Consider the following 24,859-nt stretch of genomic DNA (forward strand, 5'->3'; position numbering starts at 1 on the left):
CCCCCGGAGTGACTCCGGGGGCTGATCTCGTACGACTTCTGCTCAGGCGCGCTTGCGACGCTCCGCGGTGGCTTCCATCTTCCAGGCGTCGAGCTCGCCGCGCATCGTGTCGAGCTCGGCCTCCAGCTCGGCGACGCGGACGATGGCTTCGGCGGCCAACGACTCGGACTCGTCGAGAGCCGCGCTCACCCGGGCGACGCTCGACTCGGCGAGGTCGGCACGACGGGCCTCCGAGCTCATCTTCAGCGTGGCCGTGGCAGCCCGCTCGAGCGCCTTGCCCAGCTCGATCTCGAGGTGGCTGATGACTTCCTGACGCTCGGAGATGCGCGAACGCATGTCCGAGGCGAAGGCGACGTTCTCTGCGGCCCGACGCGCGGTGATGTCGCGGTAGGCCTGGGCCTGGCGGGCCCGGTCAGCGGCGGCGTCACGCCGGGTCTGGGTCAGCTCGGCGTAGGTGATCCGGGTGGAGGCTGCACCCAGGGCGACGGCGGCGAGGGCCGACAGGAGGACCAGGAAGGACTGGCCAGTGGCGACTGCCCCGATGACGAGGACGGCCGCGAGTACGAGGAGACCGGCGGCGACCGTCACGCGCGTGCTGCGCTGACGTCGGCGGGCCTGGGGACGAGACGGGGAAGTCATGACCCTCAGGTTAGGGGTGAGAGTCGTCCTTGGGTACTCGACACGCCCGTTCCAACCACTTGCCTGTGACCAGCACGGCCACGCCCCCGGCAGCAGCGACCAGACCCACTCCCACCCGCGCGAGGACCAAGTCGGGGTGGGAGTCGAGCCACGTGAGCGCGTAACCGGCGTATCCGCCGGCCAGGAGGGCGCCGGAGAGGGCCGCTGCCCGGGCCAGGACCAGTCGGTTGACCATGCGCTGGGCGTCGAGGGTCACGTCACGACGACGCACGGCGCGGGCCGTCACCACCGCCACCCCGCCGAGCAGGACAGCCAGGAACCAGAGCCCCGCCGCCTGGATCCAGGAGACCGGACCGGCCAGACCGAGTCCGTCGGCAGCCCCGCGGAAGAGCCAACCGAAGACGAACCCGACCGCGACTCCGGTCACGAGCGGCCCGGCCCCGAGCGGGGTCAGGTGGGATGAGGAGACCTCGGGGGCGTCCGACTCGTCGTCGGTCCCACCCTGGTGGGGGGTGTGGTCCCTCATGCCCGGCTCACGGGAGGTCGAGGGTGATGTCCTCGCGCTTGACGACGCCGCTGACGTCGACCTTCTCGATCAGCTCCGCGATCGGACCGTGGTCGAGGAGCACCGCGTCGGGCTCGATCTCGTGCCAGGGCACGAGCACGAAGCCGCGCTCGGCGGCACGCGGGTGCGGCAGGACCAGCAGGTCGTCGTTGGCTCGCCGGTCGCCGACCTGGATCAGGTCGACGTCGAGCGTGCGCGGAGCATTGCGCTCCTCCGAGCTGCGCTCGCGGTCGAAGGCCTGCTCGATGGTCAGGGCACGGTCAAGGAGACGGTGCGCAGGGAGCGTGGTGTCGAGCAGCACGATCGCGTTGAGGTACTTCTGCGACCCGTCGGGCGAGTCGACCGGCTCGGTCTCGTAGACCGCGGAGACGCTCGTCATCCAGACGTCGGGGGTGTCCGCCATCGCGTTCACGGCCCCCTGGAGGGAGGCCCGGCGCTCGCCGAGGTTGGATCCCAGAGAGAGGACGACCCGGCGGATCGGGTGCATCTCGCCGGTGAGGGCGTCGGCGTCGATGATGTGCGGGTTCGGCGTCTCGGTCACGTGTCGGTCCTCTTGTTTCTTGTGATGCTCAGGGCCACGTCGGTGAACGTTGCCTCGATCGGCGCATCCGGTTTGTGGACGGTTGCTCGGACCCATTCAACACCGTCGAAGGTCAGAGCAACATTCGAGATCCGCTCTGCCAGGGTCTCGATGAGGTCGACCGGGTCGCTCTCGACCGCTGCCTTGACCCGGTCCACGAGGAGCCCGTAGTGCACGGTGTCGGACAGGTCATCGCTCGCTGCGGCGCGACGGGTGTCGATGCCGAGGGTCAGGTCGATGACGAAGACCTGTCCCTCGCGGCGCTCGAAGTCGAAGACACCGTGATGGCCGAAGCACTCGATGCCGCTCACGGTCAGTTCGTCGATCTGCGGGTCGGGGCGAGGGGGGCCGGAGACACTCATGGTCGTCCTTCCGAACGGCGGGTCGCGGCTTCGCCGGTCTGCAGGCGCGCCCACACCGCCAACGCGTCGCAGGTGGCCGCGACGTCGTGGACCCGCAGGCACCACACGCCTCGCTGGGCGAGGAGGACGGCCAGGGCTGCGCCCGCGTACTCCCGCCCGTCGATCGGGCGTGGGGTCCCGTCCGGGGCAGCCAGCAGCGCCCCGAGGAAGGTCTTGCGCGACGCCCCGACCAGGAGGGGCAACCCGAACTCCTCCAACTCCTCCAGACCGGCCAGGAGCTCCCAGTTGTGGTCAGCCGTCTTGGCGAAGCCGAGGCCGGGATCGAGCACGATCTGTTCGTCACGCACCCCGGCGGCGCGCGCTGCGTCCAGGCGCAGCCCCAACTCACGGCGTACGCCCGCCACCACACCGTCCTCGTAGGTGGTGAAGGACTGCATGTGGTCGGCGTGGGCGCGCCAGTGCATCGCGACGTAGAGGGCGTCGGTCTCGGCGACCACGTCGAGGATGGCTGGGTCGGCCAACCCTCCGCTGACGTCGTTGACGATCTCGGCGCCCGCGGCCACGGCCTCCCGGGCAACCTCGGACCGCATGGTGTCGACGGAGATCCGGGCACCGGCCGCTGCGAGCGCGGAGATCACCGGGACCACCCGGTCCAGCTCCTCGGCCAGCACCGGACGGGTCGCTCCCGGGCGGGTCGACTCACCACCGATGTCGAGGACGTCAGCCCCTTGGGCGAGCAGACGGTGCCCATGGGCGATCGCAGCCTCTGACTCGGCCCAGTTGCCTCCGTCGGAGAAGGAGTCCGGAGTGACGTTGACGATCCCCATCACCAACGGCCCCGGTCTCGAGGAGGACAGTGACGAGGACAGTGACGAGGACTGGGACGAGGACCGGGACACTCCGGCGCCGGCGCCGGTCATGAGGCGCCGGTCATCTGGTGCCGGACTGGATCAGAGCCATTGCCTCCGTGCGGGTGGCTGCGTCACGCATCTGGCCACGGACCGCTGAGGTGATGGTGCGGGCGCCGGCCTTGCGGACCCCGCGCATCGTCATGCAGAGGTGTTCGGCCTCGATCACCACGATCACGCCCCGGGCCTCGAGGATCCCGGTCATGGCGTCGGCGATCTGGGTGGTGAGCCGCTCCTGCACCTGGGGTCGCTTGGCGTAGACGTCGACGAGGCGCGCCAACTTGGAGAGGCCGGTGATCTTGCCGCTCTCGGCCGGGATGTAACCGACGTGGGCGACCCCGGTGAACGGCACCAGGTGGTGCTCGCACATCGACCAGAGCTCGATGCCGCGCACGAGGACCATCTCGTCGTGGCCCAGGTCGAACGTCGTGGTGAGGACGTCCTCGGCCTGCTGCCGCAGACCCACGGTGAGCTCCGCGTACGCCCGGGCCACCCGAGCGGGGGTCTCACGCAGGCCCTCGCGCTCGACGTCCTCGCCCATCGCGGCGAGCAACTCACGGATGGCCGCCTCCGCCCTGGGGTGGTCGAAGTCGGGCACGTCGGCGGGAGAACGCTCAGCCAGGCCGATGGGGTCGGTCACGGGTGCGGCTCCGTCGGGTCGGGCGGTCCGGCCGCCGTCGAGGGATCAATGCTCGGGTCACCGTGGATGTCACCGCCGGGGCCGGGAGGGGTGATGACCACTCCGCCCTCGTCGTTGTGCCCACGGACGTCGTCCTTGTCCAGCGCGGAGGCAGCGGCCGCGTCGCGGTCCTTGATCGCCTGCGGCACGATGATCGGCGGGACGGTGGAGGGAACGCGCGTGTCGGACCCGGTCCAGGCAGGACGACGCGGGCGACGGCGCAGGGCCTCGAAGACCTCGGCCACCTCTGCCTTGTCGAGCGTCTCGCGGTCCATCAGCGCGAGCACCAGCGCGTCGAGGACGTCACGGTTCTCGTGGAGGATGTCGAAGGCCTCCTGGTGGGCCGTGGTCAGCAACTTGCGGACCTCGTCGTCGACCGTGGCGGCCACGGCTTCGGAGTAGTCGCGGGTGTGCCCCATGTCGCGGCCCAGGAAGGGCTCGGAGTTGTCGCTGCCGAGCTTCACCGCGCCGAGGGTCTCGGTCATGCCGTACTGGGTGACCATCGCCCGGGCGACGCTGGTCGCCTTCTCGATGTCGTTGCCAGCGCCCGTGGTCGGGTCGTGGAAGACCAGCTCCTCGGCCGCACGGCCACCGAGCATGTACGCCAACTTGTCGAGCAGCTCACTGCGCGTCTGGGAGTACTTGTCCTCGTCGGGCAGCACCATCGTGTAACCGAGGGCGCGGCCACGCGGCAGGATCGTGATCTTGTGCACCGGGTCGGTGCCCGGCAGGGCCGCGGCCACGAGGGCGTGGCCACCCTCGTGGTAGGCGGTGATGAGCTTCTCGTGCTCGCTCATCAGGCGGGTACGACGCTGCGGGCCCGCGATGACGCGGTCGATGGCCTCGTCGAGGGCCGAGTTGGTGATCAGCTTCTCGTCGTTGCGCGCGGTGAGCAACGCAGCCTCGTTGAGCACGTTGGCCAGGTCGGCGCCGGTGAAGCCGGGGGTGCGGCGCGCGACCGAGCGCAGGTCGATGTCGGGGCCCATGGGCTTGCCGCGCGAGTGGACCTGCAGGATCTTGTGGCGGCCCTTGAGGTCGGGGGCGTCGACCTGGATCTGGCGGTCGAACCGCCCCGGACGCAGCAGCGCCGGGTCGAGCACGTCGGGTCGGTTGGTCGCCGCGATCAGGATGACCCCGCCGCGCACGTCGAAGCCGTCCATCTCGACGAGGAGCTGGTTGAGGGTCTGCTCCCGCTCGTCGTGACCGCCGCCCATGCCGGCGCCGCGGTGCCGACCCACGGCGTCGATCTCGTCGATGAAGACGATGGCGGGGGCGTTTTCCTTGGCCTGCTCGAAGAGGTCGCGGACGCGGCTCGCGCCGACACCCACGAACATCTCGACGAAGTCGGAGCCGGAGATGGAGTAGAAGGGGACGCCTGCCTCACCGGCGACGGCGCGCGCGAGGAGGGTCTTTCCGGTCCCGGGGGGACCGTAGAGCAGGACGCCCTTGGGGATCTTGGCGCCGACCGCCTGGAACTTGGCGGGCTCGGCGAGGAACTCCTTGATCTCCCCGAGCTCCTCGAGCGCCTCCTCGGCGCCCGCGACGTCGGCGAACGTCGTCTTGGGCATGTCCTTGGTGATGAGCTTGGCCTTGGATTTGGCGAACTGCATCACGCCGCGTCCGCCACCACCCTGGGCCTGGTTCATCAGGAAGACGAAGAGGAGCACGATCAGCAGGAACGGGACGATCGTGATCAGCATCGAGCCGAGGATGCTCGACTGCGGCACCTCGGTGTTGTACTTCGAGATGTTGCCCTCGGCGTGCTGCTCACGCACAGCCTGCTCGATGCCGGACTGGGTCTCGCTCAGCCAGAACGACGTGACCTTGTCGTTGTCCTCACGCACGCCCTCGTCGAGGACGGCCTGGATCTCCTGGTCGCCGTCGATGAAGGTGATCTCGTCGATCTGCCCCTCGGCGATGTAGTCGTTCATCTGCGAGGTCGTGACCTCGTCGTACCCGTCGCCGGGTGCCAGGAACTGGATCGCCAGCAGCACGCCGAACGCGGCCAGCACGACCCACAACCACGGGCCCTTGAATATGCGCTTCACAGGCTTCTTTCCACTCCAGGATCGACCGACCAGCAGACTCCGGTGACGCTACACGTCGGCACCCACTGGGGGATGGCGCCGGAGGTGACCGTCGTTCGGGGTCATTCTCGCAGGCCGCGTGAAATGACAACCATCTAGTCCGTCGCCCAGCCCACCTGCCAGCCCACCTGCCAGCTCACCTGCCCGGCCGGGCAGGGCGGGCAGGGCGGGGTCACCCGGGTCAGGAGTAGACGTGCGGCGCCAGCGTGCCGATGTCGCGCAGGTTGCGGTAGCGCTCGTTGTAGTCGAGGCCGTAGCCGACCACGAACTCGTCGGGGATGTCCCAGCCGACGTACTTCGGCTCGACCGGCATCGACAGCGCCTCCGGCTTGCGGAGCAGCGTGGCGATCTCGACTGAGGCGGGGCCCCGGGTGCCGAGGCTGTTGACCAGCCAGCTCAGCGTCAGACCGGTGTCGATGATCTCGTCGACGACCAGGACGTGACGGCCGCTGATGTCGGTGTCGAGGTCCTTGAGGATCCTCACCACTCCGCTCGACTTGGTGCCGGAGCCGTAGGAGCTGATCGCCATCCAGTCCATCTCCACGTGGATGGGCAGCGACCGGGCCAGGTCTGCCATCACCATGACGGCGCCTCGCAGCACGCCGACCATCAGCAGGTCACGCCCCTCGTAGTCGGCCGCGATCTGCTCGGCCATCTCCTTCAGGCGGTCCTGGATCTGGGCCTCGGTGAAGAGGACATTGACCAGGTCGTTCTCGACGTGGGAGGACTCCATGTCGAGCACGATACCCGCGCCCTCCCGGTCACTCTCAGTCGGCGTTGGGTCGGGACGGGGCCGGCTCGAAAAGCACCGTGCCGTCCCGTCGCAGGGCCCGCAGGTGACCGGGCAGGTCGATCCACCGCTGGCCGCGCCACCCGGTCACCAACTGCTCCATCCCGACCACGTGGGAGTGCGAGAGCTCGGCGTCCAGGGCCCCGGCTCGCAGGGCAGCCAGGCGCAGCACCCGACGACGTACGGCGGTGGGCAGCGCACCCAGGGCCGACGCCGTGAGCGGCGTGGCCGACTCGAGATGGTTCTCGGCGAGCTCGTCGAGCGCCTCCATGTCGGTGCGCAACGAGTCCGCCGTACGGGCCAGGGTCTCAGCGACCCCGGGGCCCAGTTCGCGCTCGAGCACCGGCAGCACGTCACGGCGTACGCGGGCACGCAGGAAGCGCGGGTCGACGTTGTGCGGGTCGGACCAGAAGTCGATCCCCTCGGCCCGGCAGGCGGCCTCGGTCTGGGCACGACGTACGTCGAGCAGGGGTCGGCGGTAGAGGTCGAACCCGCGGCGCATCCCTGCGATCGAGCGGCCTCCGCTGCCCCGGGCCAGACCCATCAGCACGGTCTCGGCCTGGTCGTCGAGCGTGTGGCCGAGCAGGATCGCGGACGCCCCGACCCGATCGGCCACCTGCGCGAGGACCGCGTACCGGGCCTCCCGTGCCGCCGCCTCCGGTCCACGACCGGCACCCTCGACCGTGACCGCGACGCCGTACGTCTCGTCGACCCCCAGGGCCCGCATCTGCTCCAGCACCCGAGCCGCCTGCTCCCGCGACCCCTCCTGCAGACCGTGGTCGACGGTGGCGCCGACGACGCGGTCGCCGCTCGCGCGGGCCTCGAAGACGGTCGCCGCCAGCAGGGACAGCGAGTCGGCGCCCCCGCTGCAGGCGACCACCACCACCCGCTGTACGTCGTCGGGGACCGGTGGTAGCTCGCCGAGGGTGCGGCGCACGCCGAGGCGTACGGCCGCCACCGCAGGATCGAGGGTCACGCCCGGGACCGTACCGGCCTCAACCGTGGACCCGGGAGATCCAGGCCTGCGGATCGTGGATCTCGGTCTTCGAGGGCAGTGTCTGCGGTGATCCCCAGATGGCGTTGAAGCCCTCCATGCCGATCTCGTCGACGACCTTGCGCACGAAGACGGCGCCGTTGCGGTACTGCGCCATCTTGGCGTCCAGTCCGAGGAGACGACGGATGAGGCGGTCGAGCGCGCCGGCGCCCCCACGTCGCTGGGTGAACTTCTTGCGGATCTCGACGACGGACGGGATCACCGAGGGACCGACACCGTCCATCACCACGTCGGCGTGGCCCTCCAGCAGGGACATCACGGCGGTGATCTGGTCGATGATCTCGCGCTGGGCAGGGCTGCTCATCAGGTCCATGAGCCCGGCACCCGGCTCGTCCCGGTCGCGCTTCACCAACTCGGTGACCTTCTCGAGGAGGTCGCCGAACATGACCTGCGGCTCCACCGACTCGGTGACCTGGGTGACCAGCGACCTGATGTGGTCCCGCAGCCACGGGACAGCCGTGAACTGCACCCGGTGGGTCTCCTCGTGCAGGCAGACCCACAGGCGGAAGTCGGTCGGGTCGACCTCGAGCTCGCGCTCGATGTGAACGATGTTGGGCGCCACCAGGAGCAGTCGCCCGCTCGGCTCGTGGAAGGGGTCGAACTGGCCCAGGACCTTGTTGCCCAGGAAGCCGAGCAACGCGCCCACCTCGGCGCCGGTAACGCGCGAACCGATGGCGTGGGTGAGCCCGCCGGAAGAGCCCGGGTGCTTGGCCGCGAGCTTGGCCACGACCGGATCCATCAGGGAGGCGAACGACTCGGTGTTGGCCCGGATCCAACCCGGTCGGTCGACGACCAGGACAGGCGCGCTGTCGTCAGGCGCCTGCAGACCGGTGAAGTCGCGCACGAGGGCGGTCGAGCGCCGCGCGCCCTCGCGCAGCTCGGCGACCACGGCCGCGGCCTCGGCCGCGGTGACGTTCGGGGAGGCCGGGACCGTGCGACTGCCGACCCTGACGGCGAACTCCCAGTCGATCATCGATGGCGCCTCGGCCTTGTGCTTCATGACGCGACACTAACCAACCGCACCAGCGGACGACAGGCAAGGGACGCCGCAAGGGACGCCGGCCAGCGCTCAGGGAGCGCCGCAGAGGCAGGCGGCGAGCGCCGCAGCCGCGACGTCGAGCGCCTGGCGGGCGTCGAGCGTACGGGCCGGGACGACCCGGTCGGCGGCGACCACGAAGACCATCGGTGTCCCGTCGGCGCCGGTGACCAGACCGGCGAGCGCATGGACGCCGGTCAGGGTGCCGGTCTTGGCGCGCACCCGCCCGAGTCCGTCCTCGCCCTCGTCGGCGAAGCGTGAGGTGAGTGAGCCGGTGAAGCCAGCCACCGGAAGGCCGTCGACCGCGGCACGCAACTCGGGGTTGCCGTCGGCGGCCGCCACCCGCAGGACATCGACCAGGGTGCGGGCGGTCAGCCGGTTCTTCCGGGAGAGCCCGGAGCCGTCGAAGAGTGCGGCGTCGGAGAGATCCACCCCGAGCCGGTCCAGCGCTGCGAGTGTGCCGCGCGCCCCGGCGACGAAGGACCCCTCCCCCTCCTCGGCCAGCCCGACATGGTGGGCAAGGACCTCGGCGCCCTCGTTGTCGGAGACGTCGAGGACCCGCCGGACGATGTCCTCGAGCGGCGCCGAGGTCACCGTCGCCACCGTGGTCGCGGCCGTGGGGGTCGTACGAGGACGGATCCGCGCCACCTTGATGCCTTCGGCGCGCAGGGCATCGGCGTAGGCGTCCGCGGCCGTGCGGCTCGGGTCGTCCACGCGCCCCCAGCCGCGGGGGTGATGGCCCATGTCGACCATGAGTGAGGAGATCGGCGCGACGACACCGTCGGGGACGTAGCTCGACTCCCACCCGGGATTGTCACCCGGTCCGGCGAAGAGTGAGGCGTCGTAGGACAACCGCACCCGCGACACCTGCTCGGCGCGCAGCGTCTCGGCGGTCTGCCGGGCCAACGTGACGACGTCGGCGCGGGCCGGCCAGGCGTTCAGCTGGGGCTCACTGGCCAGCAACGGATCGCCGCCGCCGACCAGGAAGAGTTGGTCGGCACCCGTCCGCGCCACCTTGGTCTCGAACGTGGTCCCGGGGTCCATCACTGCCAGCGCAGCCACCGCAGTCAGGAGCTTGGTGGTGGAGGCCGGGACGACCGTGCCCTGCCCCAGGGTGAAGACCGGTTCGTTGCCGCCGAGGTCGGCCACGGCTGCCACGACGCTGCGTCCGAGGTCGGGGTCCCTCAGGGCGGGTGCCAGGGCCCGGCGTACGGCCTCGGGTGACAGTGCCTCGCCGACAGCGGGCTGCGCGGGGGGCTCGGGCTCCTGGGCCGCGGGCAACTCCAGACCGGCCGGCAGTACGACGGCCGCGGGGTCGGTGTCGGGGTCGCCCCCCTTCCAGCCGAGGTGGGTGGGGCCCCAGGCGTACTCGTCGGCGGCGAAGGCGGTGCCGAGGAGGGCGAGCACCAGGACCACCGGGGCGATCAGCGCGAATCGGCCGGGGCCACGACGGCGGGGGCGCGTACCCGGCGCAACTGACCCCTGACCGTCGCTGCCACCTGAGCCGCCACCCGGGCCGTCACCTGGGCCGTCACCGGCACTGCCGTTGTGGCCTGCGTCACGTCGTCTCACGATTACCCCCTCCCGAGTGTGTGTCGGGGGCCATTGTGCGCGACACTGACCGGCATCAGTGTGTCGGTACGCCCCTGCGGCGCGCTCCCACGCTGGAACGACGGTCTGAAGCAACACACAACGACGAGGTGAGTGACGTGCTGGAGTTCGACGTACTGGTCGAGATCCCCAAGGGTGAGCGCAACAAGTACGAGGTCGACCACGAGTCCGGGCGCCTGCGCCTCGACCGCATGCTCTTCACCTCTACTGCCTACCCGACCGACTACGGCTACATCGAGAACACCCTCGGCCTCGACGGTGACCCCCTCGACGCCATGGTGATCCTCCAGGCCCCGACCTTCCCCGGCTGCCTGATCAGGTGCCGCGCGATCGGCATGTTCCGGATGACCGACGAGGCCGGCGGCGACGACAAGGTCCTCGTGGTTCCCTCCTCGGACCCCCGCCAGGAGCACCTGCGCGACATCAACCACGTCTCCAAGTTCGACCGCCTGGAGATCCAGCACTTCTTCGAGGTCTACAAGGACCTCGAGCCCGGCAAGTCCGTCGAAGGTGCCGACTGGGTCGGCCGCGCCGAGGCCGAGGCCGAGGTGCTCGCCTCCTTCGAGCGCGCGAAGAACACCCCCGGCCACCACTGAGTCGCCTGCTCCACTCGTACGTACGCCCCACGCCACTCGGCGTGGGGCGTTCGTCGTTTCTGTGCCACCGACGCACGCCGACCCCAAGGCGCCGGCCTGGCCGGCTGGCGGGCGTACGCAAACTGGTGGGTTGATGTCAGCTGAACGCCCGCTGGCGACATGAAGTCGCCAGTTGCCGAGGCCCGAGTACCAACTGTCGGGTTGGAGACGGTTTGACGCGCAAGAACGTCTCCAACCCGACAGTTGCCGCCGGCGCAGGCCGCGGCCGCAGATCAGTCGTACTCGAAGGTGAGGAGCACCGTCCGGGTCTCGGGCTCGAACATCACCAGCAGTGTCGCGACTCCCTCGTCAGACCAGGACCAGCGATGGGTTTCGCCCACGAGTCGGAACGGGCGTCCGTCCGCGAGCGTCACGGACGGCGTACCCTCGTCGTTCGGCTCGACGTACCGGTAGGCCCTCGGCGGCTCGACGGCCGTCCAGTTCCCCTCGTAGAGATCACCACCGAGGATGAACAACTCTTCCTCGTCCCGTTCCCCACTTCGCCATCGGCGGGTGAACTCGGCGCGCGACAGGGCGTCGCATCCGTAGTGGTCCTCGACCTGCGACCCGCGCAGGTCGCCGCGCTCACGCAGCAACTCGTGCAGGAAGTACTGACGCTTCCCCAGGAACCGGAGCCGACCATCCTCCTCGAGGCGTAGGGCCATCCAGGCGTCGCCGGCGTGCTCGTCGTGGAACTCCTCCGTCTCCTCACCGACGGAGCCCTGCACGTCGCGGACCGGCTCGACCGGATCCACCACGGGCAGCCACCCCGACCAGGCCGGGTTTATGGCCGACAGGTCGACCGCGAGCACGGGCATGAGCACGTCACCCAGCCAGGCCTGGTCGGCGACGAAGACCTCCGCGGGGTCCGGCAGGAGACGTACGCGCGGATCACCCGCCGCGATCTCCTCACCCTCGGCGGGCTCCCCCCACTCCTCACTCCCCGGTCGTCACCGCGCCCCTTCTCCGCGCTCGGACGGCCGACTCCCACCGCCCGCAACAGCTCCTCTAGACGCTTCTTCTTCCCCATGCCGATCACCCTAGGGAGTAGCGCGAGAGCCGCCGGGGCATCTCGCGTACGTCTGCGGCCATCGAACGTAAGTAGATGGTGGGTTGATGTCAGCTGAACGCCCGCTGGCGACATGAAGTCGCCAGTTGCGCGCTGGGCCCACTGGTCGAGTGACCAACTGTCGGGTTGGAGACGGTTTGACGTGCAAGAACGTCTCCAACCCGACAGTTGCCGCAGCGGGCGGGGCGGTCCGCGCGGAGGTGCTACCACCGCGCAGCGACCTCAGCCGATCAGTTCCTCTGCGCGCAGCATCTCGACCGGCACACCGAAGGCATCGACCAGGTCGACGGCGATGGGCCTGACCTTGCGGCACAACGCGTTGACCTCGGCGGTGATTGCCTTGGAGCGCTGGACCGTCAGCCGGCCGTGCTCCATGAACCAGGCACGGTCGCCCTCGATCACCGAGAGCGCGAAGAGGTCGCACATCAGGTTGAGCGCGACCTTGTTGTCACCCTCAGGCATGGTCTCGAGCTTGGAGACGAACGCCTCCAGGACGAGGCGCTCGACGTGGGCGCGGGCCGTGGCGATGACGTGGTCCTGAACGTTCGAGAAGACCTCGCCCGGGTTGCCGCCACGATCGACGCCGCCCTTGATCCGCTTGGCCACGCCACCGAGCATGTGGTCCTCGCGGAAGCGCAGCATCGCGACCTGGTAGTTCGGGTCCAGCAGGCCGGCCTCCTGGTCCCACTCGTCCTCGTTGCCGCCCGGGAGCACGTCCTTGATCCGCTCAAGCAGCTTGTGCACCGCGGCCTTCTCGAGCACGGTCTCGACCGCCACACCTGCGACGAACCTGACCATCCCGAACTGGTCCATGTCGGAGAAACCGCTGGAGTAGTCGGTGAGCAGACCCTTGGCGACGAGTTGGTAGAGGACGTGGTTGTCGCCCTCGAAGGTGGTGAAGACGTCGGTGTCGGCCTTCAACGCGGCGAACCGGTTGGCGCTCATGTAGCCGGCACCGCCACAGGCCTCGCGGCACTCCTGGATGGTGCGGGTCGCGTGCCACGTGCCGATCGCCTTGGTGCCGGCCGCGCGGGACTCCAGCAGGCGGACCGCCTTGTCGTCGGCCGAACCGGACGTGTGCGAGAAGACCTCGTGGAGCTGGTCGGCGACCACCTCCTGGGCGAAGTGCAGGGCGTACGTCTTCGCCAGCAGCGGCAGCAGGCGTCGCTGGTGCATGCCGTAGTCGAGGAGCAGCTGCTCCGTGCCCTCCTCGCCGCTCTCGAACTGACGTCGGCGGTCGGCGTACTTCACCGCGACGGTGAGCGCGACCTTGGAGGCGTTGATGGCAGCGCCACCGACGCTGACCCGGCCCTGGATGAGGGTGCCGAGCATGGTGAAGAAGCGGCGTCCCTGACTCTCGATCTCGCTCGAGTAGACCCCGTCGGAGCTGACGCTGGCGAAGCGGTTGAGCAGGTTCTCGCGCGGCACCCGCACGTCGTCGAACCAGAGCCGACCGTTGTCGACACCGTTGAGTCCGAGCTTGTGGCCCGAGTCGGCGATGCGCACGCCCGGGGCGGGCTCGCCGTCGACCCGGATCGGTACGACGATGGCGTGCACGCCGTGCTGCTCACCGCTCACCTCGAGCTGGGCGAAGACCACCGCGAGCTCGCCGTGACGCGCCGCGTTGCCGATGTACTCCTTGCGCGCGGAGTCGTGCGGGGTGGTGATGACGAACTCGTCCGTCTCGACGTCGAAGCGGGCAACCGTCTCGATGTCGGCGACGTTGGACCCGTGGCCGGTCTCGGTCATCGCGAAGCAGCCCATCACCCGACCGGCGGTCAGGTCAGCCAGCCACCTGTCGTGGTGCGGCTTGGTGCCGAGCTGCAGGATCGCGCCGCCGAACAGGCCGAACTGCACGCCCACCTTGGTCAGCACCGACAGGTCGCCCAGGGCCAGGGTCTCGAAGGCGGCGATCGATGCACCGATGTTGCCGCCACCGCCGTACGCCTCGGGGATCCCGAGCCCGGTGGCCCCGGTCTCGGCCATGGCCAGGACGACGTCCTTGACCCGGTCACGGAAGGCGTCGCGGTCCATCGTCTCCGCGTCGACGAGGACGTCGGCGTGCTTGACGAGGTTGGTCCGCACCTGCTCGCGCACGGCGCCGTGCTGGCCGTCGAGGAGCTCGGTGAGGGCGGGCACGTCGACGTGGACCTGGCGGGACGGCTGAGCGGTGGAGTCGGCGGTCATGACGCCGAGGTTACCCGCGGCTTCCTCGCGCCAACCCCGATCAGGGGCGGGCGTAGAAGTTGGGGGCCCGCCAGTAGTACATCGACTCCTTGACGACCGGTCGGCCGGTGCGAGGAGCGTGGATGATCATGCCGTCGCCGGCGTACAGGGCGACGTGGAAGATCGAGGACGAGTCACCGGAGTCGCCCCAGAACACCAGGTCTCCGGCGCGCAACTGGGAGGACTGGATCGGGGTCGAGGCCCGGTACTGGCCGATCGACCAGTGCGGCAGTGACTTGCCGGCGGTGGCCCATGCCTTGGCGGTGAGGCCGGAGCAGTCCCAGGCGTTGGGTCCTGCCGCACCCCAGACGTAGGGGTCGCCGATCTTGGAGGCGGCGAAGGCGACCACTCCCGCGGTACCGGAGGCAGGCGGCGGCGGGGAAGGCGCGGGTGCGGGTTCCGGGCGGGGGGTCGGCTTCGGCGCCGGGGCGGGCGTGCGGTCCGGCGTACGGTCCGGGGCGGGCGTACGGTCGGGCGCCGGCGTACGGTCAGGCGCCGGCGTGCGGTCCGGCGTACGGTCAGGGGTGCGTGAGGGCCGTGGGGTGCGGTCCGGCGCCGGGGTCTGCGCGCGCTCCTGCTCCTTGCGGCGGGCGTCCTCCGCGCGTTGCGCAGCTTCGGCCTCCATGGCGTTCTGGCGACGCTGGGCCAGCCTGACGCTGATCCCCTCGAGCGCGGCGAGCTCCTCGATCAACTCGCCCTTGCGCTCGGCGAGGGTCTCGGCCTCGGTGAGCGCCGCAGCGGCGGCACCGGCGGCGGCGTCGCGAGACTTCCGCGCCTCGCGCTCGAGCTCGGCGGCGGCCTCCTCGGCGTCGGCTGCCTGGCTCGAGGACAGTTCGGCGACGGTCGCGGAGGCGCGGAAACGGTCGTAGCGCCCGTCCAGGGCATCCATCGTGTTGTCCATGGTGACGCGCTGCTGGATGAAGGCGTCGACACCGTCTGCCTCGACCATCGCGGCGACGCCGGCGATCTCGGGGGCCGACTGGTAGGAACGGACCAGTGCGTCACCGTACTGGCGCTGTTGGCGGCTTACGTGACGGCTGGCGTCCTTGGCGGAAGCCCGGGCGTCCTCGGCTGCGGCCTCGGCCTGCTCCAGCTCCCAGAGCACTCCGTTGTACGCCTCGGCGGCGCGACCAGCGGCTTCGGCAGAGCGGTCGAGGGTGCTGTTGGCGACGGCCAGGTCGGCTTGGATCGCGGCGACGTCGCGGGCCTTGCCTGCCGCCCTCCGCTCGGCGCCCCGCACCTCGTCGTCGGAGGGGAAGACCTCGTCGGCGTAGGAGGTGACGGCACTGAGGCCGACGACGAGAACGGCGGCGAGACCTGCTGCGAACGTGCGGCGAACCCTCAAGGCCGTCCTCTTCCTGACTGTGCGAGTGACGCTGCGGTGGGGTTCGCAGGGGCCTGGGCGGTGGAGGATCGCTCCACCACCCAGCGCCCTGCGAGGAACCGCAGTAGTGCCTTGGGCGGCTTCCCCACCGTCCAAGGCACACCCGCAACGCTAATGCTCATCAGTCACATTGGGAACACTTTTCACCATAAACCTCAGAATTCACGGCGTGTCGACTTGACTAATGACACTCTTGTGATTCGGAACTACACCGGTGTTGTTCACGCTCCGGGGTCACAAGGCGCAGGGATGCATCCAGCCCGACCCTGGTCGGAGGGTCGGGCTGGGTGGCGACTGGAATGGCTGGAATCGCCCTGAGTCGCACTGGATCACAGAGAAAGAACATGCGGTCCGGAGACAACCGGACCGGGGAGGGTTCCAGTCACCAGGTGACTGAAAGCCTCCCCACTGAGACGTACGGGCGGCGCGGACGTGCGTCGCAGGCGTCGCGGGCGGCGCGGACCTGCGGACGTACGGACGTACGGACAGGCCGGCGGCGCGGACCTGCGCAATCAGGTGGCGCGACAGCGCGTCAGGTCAGTCGGTGGCGCTCGGCGAGGAGGGCAGTCCGGCGGAAGAGGGCTTCAGGTGCCCCTCGGCCTGGGCAGCCGGAGCGGTGTCGTCACCCACGGCCAGGGACGACTGGGCATGTCGTAGCGCGTCTTTTGTGAACTTCTGCCCGGCGGCCAGGCCACCCCAGTAGAAGGAGACCAGGGCGATCGCGACACCGCCGATGACATCGGCGACGTAGTGCCAGCCGAAGTACATGGTGGCGACAACGGTGATCGCGAAGTTGGCCCAGGCCAGGATCTTCACGATCCGGTTGCGGATCGTGTACTGGATCATCAACGCCAGCAACAGGGTCACACCCGTGTGCAGGCTCGCGAAGCCGGCGACCGACTGGACCGCCCCCTCGACCCCGTCGTGGACCACGCCCTTGCGTCCGTAGAAGAGCGCATCCATCAGCGAGGTGGTGCCGGTGTTGGGCAGGTCGGCGTAGAGCCACGGGTAACGGAATCCGGGGCCGAGCGTCGGGAGGGCGTAGTAGGTGGCGGTCCCGAGGGACCAGATCAGCACCTGCGAGCAGACGAACCAGTAGCCGAAGCGCAGGTTGCGCGACCACACGAGGTAGACGGTGACGCCGATCGGCACCATCGGCAGGAACCAGAGGTAGATCGTCGAGAGGACATGGGCGCTCGGGCCGGTCCCGAAGACGGCGTGCATCACCGTGGCCGGCTCCATGCCGAAGAACATCGCCCGGTCGAGGATGTGCAGCTCACGGTCGTACTTGTCGGTCGGCTCCATGCCCATGATCGTCGGCAGGAAGGACTTGAGGTTCCGGTAGCTGACGTAGGTGATGTAGAAGGAGACGATGCCGCCGACCACGAGGATCAAGCGCTCCCTGGTCCAGTGCGTGTGCCACCGGTTGCGGACGGCGATCCAGCCGGCGCGCGGGTGGGCGCGGCCCACCCACAGGTACTGCGGAAGCATGTCGGCCAACAGCGCCGCGCCGACGAGCAGCGGCAGCCGGACCTGCGAGGGACCGAGGAACCCGTCCGGGTCGACGATCGTCTGGTCGAGGATCTGGGCGGTGACGAGGGCGAGACCGCCCATGACCACGGAGACCCCGATCAGGAGGTAATAGGCATGGCGGTACACGCGCGACATGCTATCGCTCCAATGGTGAGCCGACGCGCGGTCTCCTTCAGACAGACATCTGGGCCACGCGGGTCGCGTCCACCGAGAGGTGCACCGACTCCCCCACGACCAGGCGCTCGTCCAACCGGGCGACGGCGTCCAGTCGGCCCGCCCCGGGCACGTCCACCACGAGGCGCAACTGCTCGGGCGTCGACGTCACCTGCTCCACGACACCTTCCAGTACGCCGGTCTCGGCAACCCTGAGCGCGGAGCGCCGCAGCGCCAACTGACCACCCGCACGGAGTCCGGCTGCCTCGGCCACCAAACGCGCTGACGCTCCGGTCAGCACCCGGGCGTAGCCGAGGAACGAGGCCGTACGTGGCGCCTCAGGGCTCGCCCACACCTGCGCGATCGGACCCTGCTGGACCACGGAGCCGTCGAACATCACGGCGATCCGTCCCGCCACCGCGAAGGCTTCGTCATGGTCGTGGGTGACCATCAGCGCGGTGGTGCCTGCGGTGTGCAGGATGTCGCGGAGGTCGGCGGCAAGTGACTGCCGCAACGAGGCATCGAGCGCCGAGAGCGGTTCGTCGAGCAGCAGGAGCCGGGGGTCGACGGCCAACGCCCGGGCGAGTGCGACCCGTTGCCGTTCACCGCCGGAGAGGGTGGCTGGCATCCGATCCTCGAAGCCGGACAGGCCGACCAGCTCCAGCAGCTCGGAGACCCGGGCGTTGACGGCGGCGCGCCCGAGGCGCCGCAGACGGAGCGCGTAGCCGACGTTGCGGGCCACGGAGAGATGCCCGAAGAGTTGGCCGTCCTGGAACATCAGCGCGAAGCCGCGCCTGTGCGTGGGACGCCCGGCCAGGTCCTCCCCGTCGAAGGTGATCCGGCCCGCACTGATCGGCTCCAGCCCGGCGATCGCGCGCAGCAGGGTCGACTTGCCGCATCCCGACGGCCCCAGGACGGCCAATACGTCCCCGCGCTCGACCTCGAGCTGGACGCCGTCGACGGCGAGCGTGCCCTCGTAGCGCACGCTCACGTCGTCGAGGCGCAGGATCGGTCCGGACGTCATGGCACGAGTCTCCACGTACGAGCCGCCACGTCAGAGGGCCCCCATGCTCGGCACCCGCAACCGTTCGACGACCAGCATGACGGCTGCGGTGGTGACCGCGAGGACGACGGAGGCCGCCAGGGCCATGCCGTAGTTCATCGCTCCCGGGAGCCCCAGCAACCGGAAGATCACCACCGGCAACGTCGGGGCGCCCTCGCGGGCCAGGAAGGCGGTCGCGCCGAACTCACCCAGGGAGACGGCGAACGCGAAACCACACGCGGCCAGCAGCGGCTTCCACACCACGGGCACGTCGACGGTGAGCAGGGTTCGCCAGGCGCCTGCGCCCAGCGAGGCTGCGGCCTGACGCTGCCGGTCGTCGATGCCCGCCAGCACCGGGACCAACGTGCGTACGACCAACGGCAGTGCGACCAACGCCTGCGCGATCGGGACCAGCAACGGGGAGTTGCGCAGGTCGAGGACCCCGGAGTCGAGGGTGACGAGGAGACCGAAACCGAGGGTCACCGCAGAGACCCCCAGCGGCAGCATGAAGAGGCCGTCGAGCCCGGAGCGCAGCCGACGTTCAGCGGTGCTGCGCGATCGCCGCGTCACCACGACCGCGAGCAGCAGGCCCACGCCCACCGCCATCCAGGTCGCATCGACGGCCGTACGCAGGGACGTCGCCAGCGCCTCGGTGACGGGCACCGGGAGGGAGGCGTACTCACCGGTGGTGGTGAGGGCGCGGTAGTTGCCCAGACTCCACTCGCCCCCGACCCGCAGGGAGCCGCTGACCAGGGTGACCAACGGGGCGGCGACGTAGAGAAGCAGCAGTGCGGTGGCCAGCAGTGCCGGGGCGTCGTGGCGGGCGGGTCGACGCGGCACGAACGGCCGACGCTGGACCGCGGCCGACGTCGTACGGAAGCGGGCGGTCACGGCCAGCAGCACCACCACCACGACCAGTTGCAGCACCGACAACGCGGCCGCGGCGGGGAGGTCGTAGAGGTTGGTGGTGAGCAGGTAGATCTCGGTCTCGACGGTGGCGTGGCGCAACCCGCCCAGCGTCAGCACGATGCCGAAGGCGGTGGCGCAGAAGAGGAAGACCACCGATGCCGACGAGACCACCGAGCTGCGCAGCGCCGGCCACGTCACCGTCCGCAGCACCTGTACGGGGGTCGCGCCCAGGGCGGCCGCTGCCTCGCCCGGCCGCGGGTCGAGCGACTCCCACGCGGCCCCCACGGTGCGGATCACCACGGAGGCGTTGAAGAAGGCCAGCCCCAGCACGATCGCGACCGGGGTCTGCTCCCACCCCAGGAAGCCCAACGGGCCGCCCTCGCCCAGCAACTGGCGGAAGGCGACCCCGACGACGATGGTCGGCAGCACGAACGGCACCAGCAGCAGCGCCCGGACCACGCGGCGGCCCGGCAGCTCCAGACGACTGAGCACGTATGCGGCGGGGAGTCCGAGGAGCAGCGACAGCACCGTGCCCGCGGTCGCTGAGCCCACAGTGAAGGCGAGCACCCGAGCGACCCGGGGCCTGGTCAGGACCTCCCAGACGGCGCCCGGTGCGAACTGGCCGTCGACGAAGAAGCCGCGCGAGACCATCCCGGTCACGGGCAGCACGAAGAAGAGTCCCAGCACGACCACCGGCCCGGCCGCCAGCGCGGCCAGGCCGAGAAGTCGGCGATTCATCGCCGGACCCGCCGCGTCAGCGCGTCGCGAGGTCGGTCCACTCCTTCAACCAGGTGTCGCGCTGCTCGGCGATCGTGTCCGGCGGCACGACGAAGGGGTCCGTCGGGCTGGGCGCCCAGGCCGCCCACTCGTCGGGGATCTCGGTCGCGTCCGCGACCGGGTAGACGTACATCGAGGTGGGCAGCGCGCTCTGCACCTCCTCACTCAGGAGGAACTCCAGGACCAGCTCAGCCGCCTCGGGGTTGGCCGCCCCCTCCAGCACGCCGGCGTACTCGACCTGGCGGAAGCAGGTCTCGAGCAGAGCCTCGGTGGTCGACTCGCCGTCGTCGTCGAGGGTGAAGGCAGGCGAGGAGTCGTACGAGAGCACGATCGGTCGCTTGCCGGCCTCACCGCCGGCTGTGAAGTCGGCGTAGTAGGCGTCCGACCAGCCGTCGACGATCTTGACGCCGTTGTCCAGGAGGTCCTCCCAGTAACCCTTCCAGTCGTCCCCGAAGGCGGCGTGGGTGGTGAGCAGGAAGGCCATCCCGGGCGAGGAACTGGCCGCGCTGGGCACGACCATCAGGTCCTTGTACGGCGCCTTCGTCAGGTCAGCGAGGGTGACCGGCGGGGCCACGCCCTCCTTGTCAAACCAGGCCTTGTCGACGTTGACGCAGACGTGTCCGGTGTCGACCGGGACCAGACGGTCGCCGCCCTCCTCGAGGGCGTACTCCTCGGCGCCCGGGGGCAGCTCGACCGAGTGCTCGGCGAAGACGCCGTCATCGAGGGTGCGCGACGCGAACGTGTTGTCGATCCCGAAGGCCACGTCACCGATCGGCTTGGCGGCGGTCAGTCCCAGCTTGGCGCTGAGCGCGCCTGCGTCCCCGGAGCCGCGCACGACCAGCTTGATGTCGTGCTCCTCCTCGAACTGTGCGACCACTTCGTCGGGCAGCGAGAAGGAGTCGTGGGTGACGAGCACGACCTCCTTGGCCGCGTCCCCCTCGGACCCGGAGTCGCCGCCGACCAGGCTGCACCCGGCGAGTGAGGCCCCCGTCAGGACGGTCAGTGCGGCGAGCGCGGTCGTTGCGCGCCTCGTACCTCGCAAGGAAATGGGCAGGAACTTCATCGGACTCCCTTCGCCGGTACTAACCGGAGCAGGTTCTAGGGTCTGCGGCGGTTCCGCACTCTCAGCACGCTGCCTCGCGGCGCTGTGCTCCCCTGTCGTGTGCCCCCACCCTACGTCCCGGATCGTCCGAGCGAGCATCCGCCCATGCCGCGTGACAGCTCAGCGCAGGCGGATCCTGTAGGACTTCTGCTGGCCCGGCTTGATCCGCAACGGCTTGGCCTTCTTCAACTTCGAGGTGGTGCCGCCACCGACGCACCTGGAGGCCGTCTCGGGGTAGAGCAGCGCCGCGCAGATGACGTACGTGCCCTTCCTGAGCTTGCCGACCCGGAAGCCCTTGTTGTCCTGGTCGACGATGCTGGAGCCGGCCTTCTTGAACTTGACCTGCCCCTTGCGCGCGCCCTTGGTGATCTTGGTGCGTTTGTAGACGGTGATGCCAGCCGCGAAGTCGCGACCAGCCGCGCGGGTGACCTTGCCGGTGAACCGACCGCCGGGATTCATCCTGGGGTTCTTGACGACGTACTGGCCGCTCTTCAGCGTGACCGGCTTGGTGACGTACGTGTGCCATTGCGAGGCAGTGAACTTGACCCGATAGGTGCCGGGCTGCAGCTCGGTGAACCACCACTTCGCGTCCGTCCAGATGAACCTCGCCGACGAGTAGGGGCGCTTCTCCGCGACCCACCGTCCTTTGGTGTTCTTGGTCTGCAGCTCGGCCTGGACGCCGTCACGCATCAGGCCACCGAACTTGTTGTAGACCGTGCCACCCATGCCCGCGAGCGTCGGGTCCGGGACCGGCTCCTCGTAGCCGGGCGGTAGCGGAGATGCCATGGCAGCGGTGTCGACGATGAACAGTGACGCGACCAGCGCGAGGGCAGCCGCGGCTCCCCCAAACAGTTTCCCCATGCGGCGAAGCATAGGGTCCCGCGCTGCTCTGCGGCGTGCATCTCGCAGGCGGACCAGACCACAAACTCGTGCCACACCGTCCAGCACCGCCCGCGGAGTGTGGGCGGGTCGCCTACCGTCGTCGACGTGCGCATCCGGAGATCACCCAGCCTGCTCCACCAGTTCGTCGCCAACGTGCTGCCGAGGGTGCGCCAGGCGCGCGAACTCGACGACCCTGACCGTGAACGGGCCCGCATCCTGCGCTGGCAGGCCGGCCTGCCCGGCGGACTCCCGACCCGCCTCGTACGCAACTTCGAGCGTCGCTTCGAGCTCGACGTCGACCACTCGACCGGCTTCCCGACGTACGTCTTCGCCCCCCGCGGACGCCGGGTGACGCGCACGATCTTCTACGTCCACGGCGGCGGCTACATGGCCCCGATCGACCAGTTCCACGTGCTCTACGCCGCAACCCTGGCTCGGCGTCTGGACGCCCGGATCGTGATGGGGGACTACCCGCTCGCCCCCGCGCACACCTGGCGGGACTCGTACGAGCAAATGCTCGACCTGGCCGTGACCTGGGCGCAGCAGACCGGCGAGGCCGGCGAACGCGGGATGACGCTGATGGGTGACTCCGCCGGTGGGGGTTACGCGCTGGCGATTGCCCAGGGGATGCGGGACCGTGCTGCGACCGAGACGACTCCGCAGGCAGCGCAGATGGTGCTGCACGCGCCGTGGGCCGACCTGTCGATGAGTGCCCCCGGGACCGATGAGGCCTCCCTCGGTGATCCGTGGCTGATGCTGAGCAAGATCCATCTGTACGCCGAGTGGTGGGCCGGCGGCGCCGAGGACCTGACCCGCCCCGAGGTCTCCCCCGCCCTGGGCGACCTGCGGGACCTGCCACCCACCTTGATGTTGCACGGCACCCGCGACACGCTCGCGCCGGGATGCCGGATGCTGGCGCGCCGGGCGGTGGAGGCCGGATGGGACCTCACCTCGATCGAGGAGCACGGCCTGCTGCACGTCTACAGCATCTTCCCGGTGGTCCCGGAGGGCCGCAACGCGATGCGACAGGTGCTCGACTTCCTGCGGTGAGGTTCCTCCGTTGATTTGGGGTGTGACCTGGGCCACACTGGGAGAGAAGGCGCTGCTCGGGCGCCGAAGGAGGTCCGGGACATGGACGCCCTGCTCACCGACATCCGCGACTCGCATCAGCTGATCGAGGAACGCCTCGCCCGCGCCAGGGCATCCCGAGGCAGCCCCGATCCCGGCCAGCCCCGCGACGAGTACCCAGCGATCGACACCTTCCTGGCCACCGCGAGCCGCTACTACACCGCGTTGAGCCAGGTCCTCATCCCTGCCGCGCGCACCCGCCTGCCCGACGGGCACCTGCGGGCGAAGGCGTTCCTCACCCAGAGCCGCCACCTCGCGCTGGCGCTCAACCAGGCCAAGGCCAAGCTGTACGGCTCGGTCTACGCCGTCAACCGCAGTTGGCGAGAGGTGTGGGACGACATCGAGCGGGAGTTGCTCACAATCGCCCCGATGGAGTTGGCGCTGGCCGAGGACCTCGACCGGCACCGCCAGGAAGGCGACCCGGACTGGTCGACGGTGCTGCACCGGGCCGAGGTCAAGGCCCCCACCCGTCCCCACCCCCACCTGCCCCAACAGGGGGTGGCCGGCAGCGTCGCCCGGATGTTGTCGCGACGGGTCGACTCCTTCTGGGACACCGCCGAAGGGCGGATGATGCCCGAGCCGGTCATCCACCACGACCGCGAGGCGCAAGGACCCTTGACCCAGTGGCTCCTGGGCGACCCGCACCTCCAGGCGCGGGCCGGCCTGCCGGACCGGCTGCACCGCCCCCCGGCCGACACCGCCCAGCCGGACCAGACCGAGCAGACGGACCAGACCGAGCAGCCGGGACGGCCGGAGGATCCGGCCTGAGCGTTACTCGACGGTGATCGTGCGGGTGTCCACGAGCGGGGCTCCGCCCTCACCGTCGGACGCGTCGTCCTCGGAGACCTCGACGACGTAGTCGCCGGGCTTCAGCGACACGGTGAAGGTGTAGGGCGCCAAGGTCATCCCTTCCTCGGACGTGGTGAACCCTGCCTCCATCTCCTTGCCCTTCGGGTCGAGCACACGCCACAGCACGGTGCCCTCGAAGGCGATCGCCTCACCGGTCACCGTCAGGTCTCCGGTGATCGTCTCGCCTTCGGCCGGGGTGTCGATCCCGACGAACGCGCGCACGTCGTCACCGGCCTGGCGACCGATCGGGTCGGCCCAGTCGACGTGGCCCCACATGTCGGTGGCCGACTCACCGTCGATGAGCAGCTGGACGGCCAGGTCGTCGCCGTAGAGCTGGGTCACGGTCCACACCAGCTGCTGGGCCATCATCTCGGCGGCCTCGGCTCCCACGTTGGCCTCGCGCGCCTCGGCGGAGAGGTCGACGTTGATCACGCCGTCAGACTCACCGACCGAGAGCACCTCGGTGTCAGGGTTCCAGCTGGTCGTGTAGTCAGGGTCCTCGGGACCACCGATCATCGCCTCGACGGCTCCGATGCCGTCGATGCCCGTCTCGCGGGGCTCCCTGACCAACCGCAGGCCGGCGCGAGTGTCGATCGTGAAGTAGACCGGGGTGATGTCCGAGAAGCTGCGGTCCGCGTCGTCGCTCGGCGTGGGCGTGGGAGTGACCGAGGGGGTGTTCGACGGCGAGGTCGAGGGGTCGGCCACCGTGTCCGGCTCGTCGTCGCCGCAACCAGCCAGGGCGAGTGAGCCGATCATCAGGAGGGCGAGGGCCGACGTACGACGGTGGGCGCGGGAACGGGTGAGGACTGGGGTTGGCATGAGGTCATGTTTGCACCCGCTCGCGGTGGAGGGAAGGCGT

The 24,859-nt window shown here is 69.8% G+C and carries 23 protein-coding genes and 1 riboswitch; of the genes, 3 read left to right on the forward strand and 20 right to left on the reverse strand.

All coding sequences use genetic code 11. The features are described from left to right. Positions 1-42 precede the first annotated feature (42 nt). The 11 genes from DNK52_RS11050 to dacB all read right to left on the reverse strand — a co-directional run bounded on the left by DNK52_RS11050 (position 43) and on the right by dacB (position 10,272). Positions 43-639, reverse strand: a complete 597-nt coding sequence (locus DNK52_RS11050) for a hypothetical protein (protein WP_110241033.1) — start codon at positions 637-639, stop codon at positions 43-45. A gap of 10 nt (positions 640-649) precedes the next feature. Beyond that, positions 650-1,165, reverse strand: coding sequence for a DUF3180 domain-containing protein (locus DNK52_RS11055; protein ID WP_110241034.1), 516 nt, complete (start codon positions 1,163-1,165; stop codon positions 650-652). Between the two features lie 7 nt (positions 1,166-1,172). Then, a complete protein-coding gene (folK, locus tag DNK52_RS11060) occupies positions 1,173-1,745 on the reverse strand; it encodes a 2-amino-4-hydroxy-6-hydroxymethyldihydropteridine diphosphokinase (RefSeq protein WP_110241035.1) in 573 nt (190 codons plus the stop codon). Continuing rightward, positions 1,742-2,146: a dihydroneopterin aldolase gene (gene folB / locus DNK52_RS11065; protein WP_110241036.1), complete on the reverse strand. Its 405-nt coding sequence runs from the start codon at positions 2,144-2,146 to the stop codon at positions 1,742-1,744. Before folB ends, folK begins: the two co-directional genes overlap by 4 nt. Continuing rightward, on the reverse strand, positions 2,143-2,973 hold the full coding sequence (gene folP / locus DNK52_RS11070) for a dihydropteroate synthase (protein WP_110241037.1): 831 nt from the start codon (positions 2,971-2,973) through the stop codon (positions 2,143-2,145). The genes folB and folP overlap by 4 nt, the downstream gene beginning before the upstream one ends. A 103-nt stretch (positions 2,974-3,076) precedes the next feature. Further along, positions 3,077-3,694, reverse strand: a complete 618-nt coding sequence (gene folE, locus DNK52_RS11075) for a GTP cyclohydrolase I FolE (protein WP_110241038.1) — start codon at positions 3,692-3,694, stop codon at positions 3,077-3,079. Further along, entirely contained in the window at positions 3,691-5,781 is a 2,091-nt protein-coding gene (ftsH, locus tag DNK52_RS11080; protein ID WP_110241039.1) for an ATP-dependent zinc metalloprotease FtsH, read from the reverse strand. Before ftsH ends, folE begins: the two co-directional genes overlap by 4 nt. 220 nt (positions 5,782-6,001) lie before the next feature. Continuing rightward, positions 6,002-6,553 (reverse strand): hypoxanthine phosphoribosyltransferase, encoded by a 552-nt coding sequence (gene hpt, locus DNK52_RS11085; RefSeq protein ID WP_110241220.1) that lies wholly within the window; start codon positions 6,551-6,553, stop codon positions 6,002-6,004. A gap of 34 nt (positions 6,554-6,587) precedes the next feature. After that, complete coding sequence (gene tilS, locus DNK52_RS11090) at positions 6,588-7,586, reverse strand: tRNA lysidine(34) synthetase TilS (RefSeq protein WP_110241040.1); 999 nt, start codon at positions 7,584-7,586, stop codon at positions 6,588-6,590. Between the two features lie 19 nt (positions 7,587-7,605). Next, a complete protein-coding gene (locus tag DNK52_RS11095; RefSeq protein WP_239455507.1) occupies positions 7,606-8,664 on the reverse strand; it encodes a zinc-dependent metalloprotease in 1,059 nt (352 codons plus the stop codon). 69 nt (positions 8,665-8,733) lie between these two features. Next, a complete protein-coding gene (gene dacB / locus DNK52_RS11100; protein ID WP_162598733.1) occupies positions 8,734-10,272 on the reverse strand; it encodes a D-alanyl-D-alanine carboxypeptidase/D-alanyl-D-alanine endopeptidase in 1,539 nt (512 codons plus the stop codon). Between the two features lie 137 nt (positions 10,273-10,409). On the opposite strand from dacB, the gene DNK52_RS11105 reads away from it, so the two are divergent. Further along, a complete protein-coding gene (locus DNK52_RS11105; protein WP_476703537.1) occupies positions 10,410-10,907 on the forward strand; it encodes an inorganic diphosphatase in 498 nt (165 codons plus the stop codon). A gap of 272 nt (positions 10,908-11,179) precedes the next feature. On the opposite strand, the gene DNK52_RS11110 is transcribed toward DNK52_RS11105, so the two are convergent. From DNK52_RS11110 to DNK52_RS11145, 8 genes are all read right to left on the reverse strand, one after another. Then, positions 11,180-11,764, reverse strand: a complete 585-nt coding sequence (locus DNK52_RS11110) for a hypothetical protein (RefSeq protein ID WP_110241042.1) — start codon at positions 11,762-11,764, stop codon at positions 11,180-11,182. Positions 11,765-12,237: 473 nt separating this feature from the next. Beyond that, a complete protein-coding gene (locus DNK52_RS11115) occupies positions 12,238-14,202 on the reverse strand; it encodes an acyl-CoA dehydrogenase family protein (RefSeq protein ID WP_110241043.1) in 1,965 nt (654 codons plus the stop codon). Positions 14,203-14,242: 40 nt separating this feature from the next. Next, the gene (locus tag DNK52_RS16445; protein ID WP_110241044.1) at positions 14,243-15,586 is read right to left on the reverse strand and encodes a C40 family peptidase; all 1,344 of its coding nucleotides are present in this window, start codon (positions 15,584-15,586) and stop codon (positions 14,243-14,245) included. Positions 15,587-16,162: 576 nt separating this feature from the next. Then, entirely contained in the window at positions 16,163-17,293 is a 1,131-nt protein-coding gene (locus tag DNK52_RS11125; RefSeq protein WP_110241045.1) for a phosphatase PAP2 family protein, read from the reverse strand. A 37-nt stretch (positions 17,294-17,330) separates the two neighbouring features. Beyond that, positions 17,331-18,335, reverse strand: coding sequence for an ABC transporter ATP-binding protein (locus tag DNK52_RS11130; RefSeq protein ID WP_110241046.1), 1,005 nt, complete (start codon positions 18,333-18,335; stop codon positions 17,331-17,333). A gap of 30 nt (positions 18,336-18,365) precedes the next feature. Continuing rightward, entirely contained in the window at positions 18,366-20,000 is a 1,635-nt protein-coding gene (locus DNK52_RS11135; protein WP_110241047.1) for an ABC transporter permease, read from the reverse strand. Positions 20,001-20,016: 16 nt separating this feature from the next. Then, a complete protein-coding gene (locus tag DNK52_RS11140) occupies positions 20,017-21,102 on the reverse strand; it encodes a thiamine ABC transporter substrate-binding protein (RefSeq protein WP_110241223.1) in 1,086 nt (361 codons plus the stop codon). Next, positions 21,091-21,206, reverse strand: a riboswitch (TPP riboswitch). (Overlaps the previous gene by 12 nt.) 55 nt (positions 21,207-21,261) lie before the next feature. Further along, positions 21,262-22,002 carry a carboxypeptidase-like regulatory domain-containing protein gene (locus DNK52_RS11145; protein ID WP_110241048.1) on the reverse strand — a complete coding sequence of 247 codons (741 nt, stop codon included), beginning with the start codon at positions 22,000-22,002 and terminating at the stop codon, positions 21,262-21,264. Positions 22,003-22,128: 126 nt separating this feature from the next. Here DNK52_RS11145 and DNK52_RS11150 point away from each other — a divergent pair, with 126 nt between their 5' ends. Both DNK52_RS11150 and DNK52_RS11155 read left to right on the forward strand, forming a co-directional pair. Beyond that, a complete protein-coding gene (locus DNK52_RS11150; protein WP_110241049.1) occupies positions 22,129-23,073 on the forward strand; it encodes an alpha/beta hydrolase in 945 nt (314 codons plus the stop codon). 81 nt (positions 23,074-23,154) lie between these two features. Beyond that, entirely contained in the window at positions 23,155-23,919 is a 765-nt protein-coding gene (locus DNK52_RS11155) for a hypothetical protein (protein WP_110241050.1), read from the forward strand. Between the two features lie 3 nt (positions 23,920-23,922). On the opposite strand, the gene DNK52_RS11160 is transcribed toward DNK52_RS11155, so the two are convergent. Continuing rightward, positions 23,923-24,819, reverse strand: coding sequence for a Gmad2 immunoglobulin-like domain-containing protein (locus DNK52_RS11160; RefSeq protein ID WP_110241051.1), 897 nt, complete (start codon positions 24,817-24,819; stop codon positions 23,923-23,925). Positions 24,820-24,859: the final 40 nt, after the last annotated feature.

This window comes from Nocardioides gilvus, from assembly GCF_003194605.1.
GTDB lineage: Bacteria > Actinomycetota > Actinomycetes > Propionibacteriales > Nocardioidaceae > Nocardioides > Nocardioides gilvus.

Excerpts from the sequence above, each read along its gene's own strand:
- DNK52_RS11050 (WP_110241033.1), bottom strand. The coding sequence starts at position 639 with ATGACTTCCCCGTCTCGTCCCCAGGCCCGCCGACGTCAGCGCAGCACG.
- DNK52_RS11055 (WP_110241034.1), bottom strand. The coding sequence starts at position 1,165 with ATGAGGGACCACACCCCCCACCAGGGTGGGACCGACGACGAGTCGGAC.
- folB (WP_110241036.1), bottom strand. The coding sequence starts at position 2,146 with ATGAGTGTCTCCGGCCCCCCTCGCCCCGACCCGCAGATCGACGAACTG.
- folP (WP_110241037.1), bottom strand. The coding sequence starts at position 2,973 with ATGGGGATCGTCAACGTCACTCCGGACTCCTTCTCCGACGGAGGCAAC.
- hpt (WP_110241220.1), bottom strand. The coding sequence starts at position 6,553 with ATGGAGTCCTCCCACGTCGAGAACGACCTGGTCAATGTCCTCTTCACC.
- DNK52_RS11095 (WP_239455507.1), bottom strand. The coding sequence starts at position 8,664 with ATGAAGCACAAGGCCGAGGCGCCATCGATGATCGACTGGGAGTTCGCC.
- DNK52_RS11110 (WP_110241042.1), bottom strand. The coding sequence starts at position 11,764 with ATGCCCGTGCTCGCGGTCGACCTGTCGGCCATAAACCCGGCCTGGTCG.
- DNK52_RS11115 (WP_110241043.1), bottom strand. The coding sequence starts at position 14,202 with ATGACCGCCGACTCCACCGCTCAGCCGTCCCGCCAGGTCCACGTCGAC.
- DNK52_RS11125 (WP_110241045.1), bottom strand. The coding sequence starts at position 17,293 with ATGTCGCGCGTGTACCGCCATGCCTATTACCTCCTGATCGGGGTCTCC.
- DNK52_RS11130 (WP_110241046.1), bottom strand. The coding sequence starts at position 18,335 with ATGACGTCCGGACCGATCCTGCGCCTCGACGACGTGAGCGTGCGCTAC.
- DNK52_RS11135 (WP_110241047.1), bottom strand. The coding sequence starts at position 20,000 with ATGAATCGCCGACTTCTCGGCCTGGCCGCGCTGGCGGCCGGGCCGGTG.
- DNK52_RS11140 (WP_110241223.1), bottom strand. The coding sequence starts at position 21,102 with ATGAAGTTCCTGCCCATTTCCTTGCGAGGTACGAGGCGCGCAACGACC.
- DNK52_RS11145 (WP_110241048.1), bottom strand. The coding sequence starts at position 22,002 with ATGGGGAAACTGTTTGGGGGAGCCGCGGCTGCCCTCGCGCTGGTCGCG.
- DNK52_RS11155 (WP_110241050.1), top strand. The coding sequence starts at position 23,155 with ATGGACGCCCTGCTCACCGACATCCGCGACTCGCATCAGCTGATCGAG.
- DNK52_RS11160 (WP_110241051.1), bottom strand. The coding sequence starts at position 24,819 with ATGCCAACCCCAGTCCTCACCCGTTCCCGCGCCCACCGTCGTACGTCG.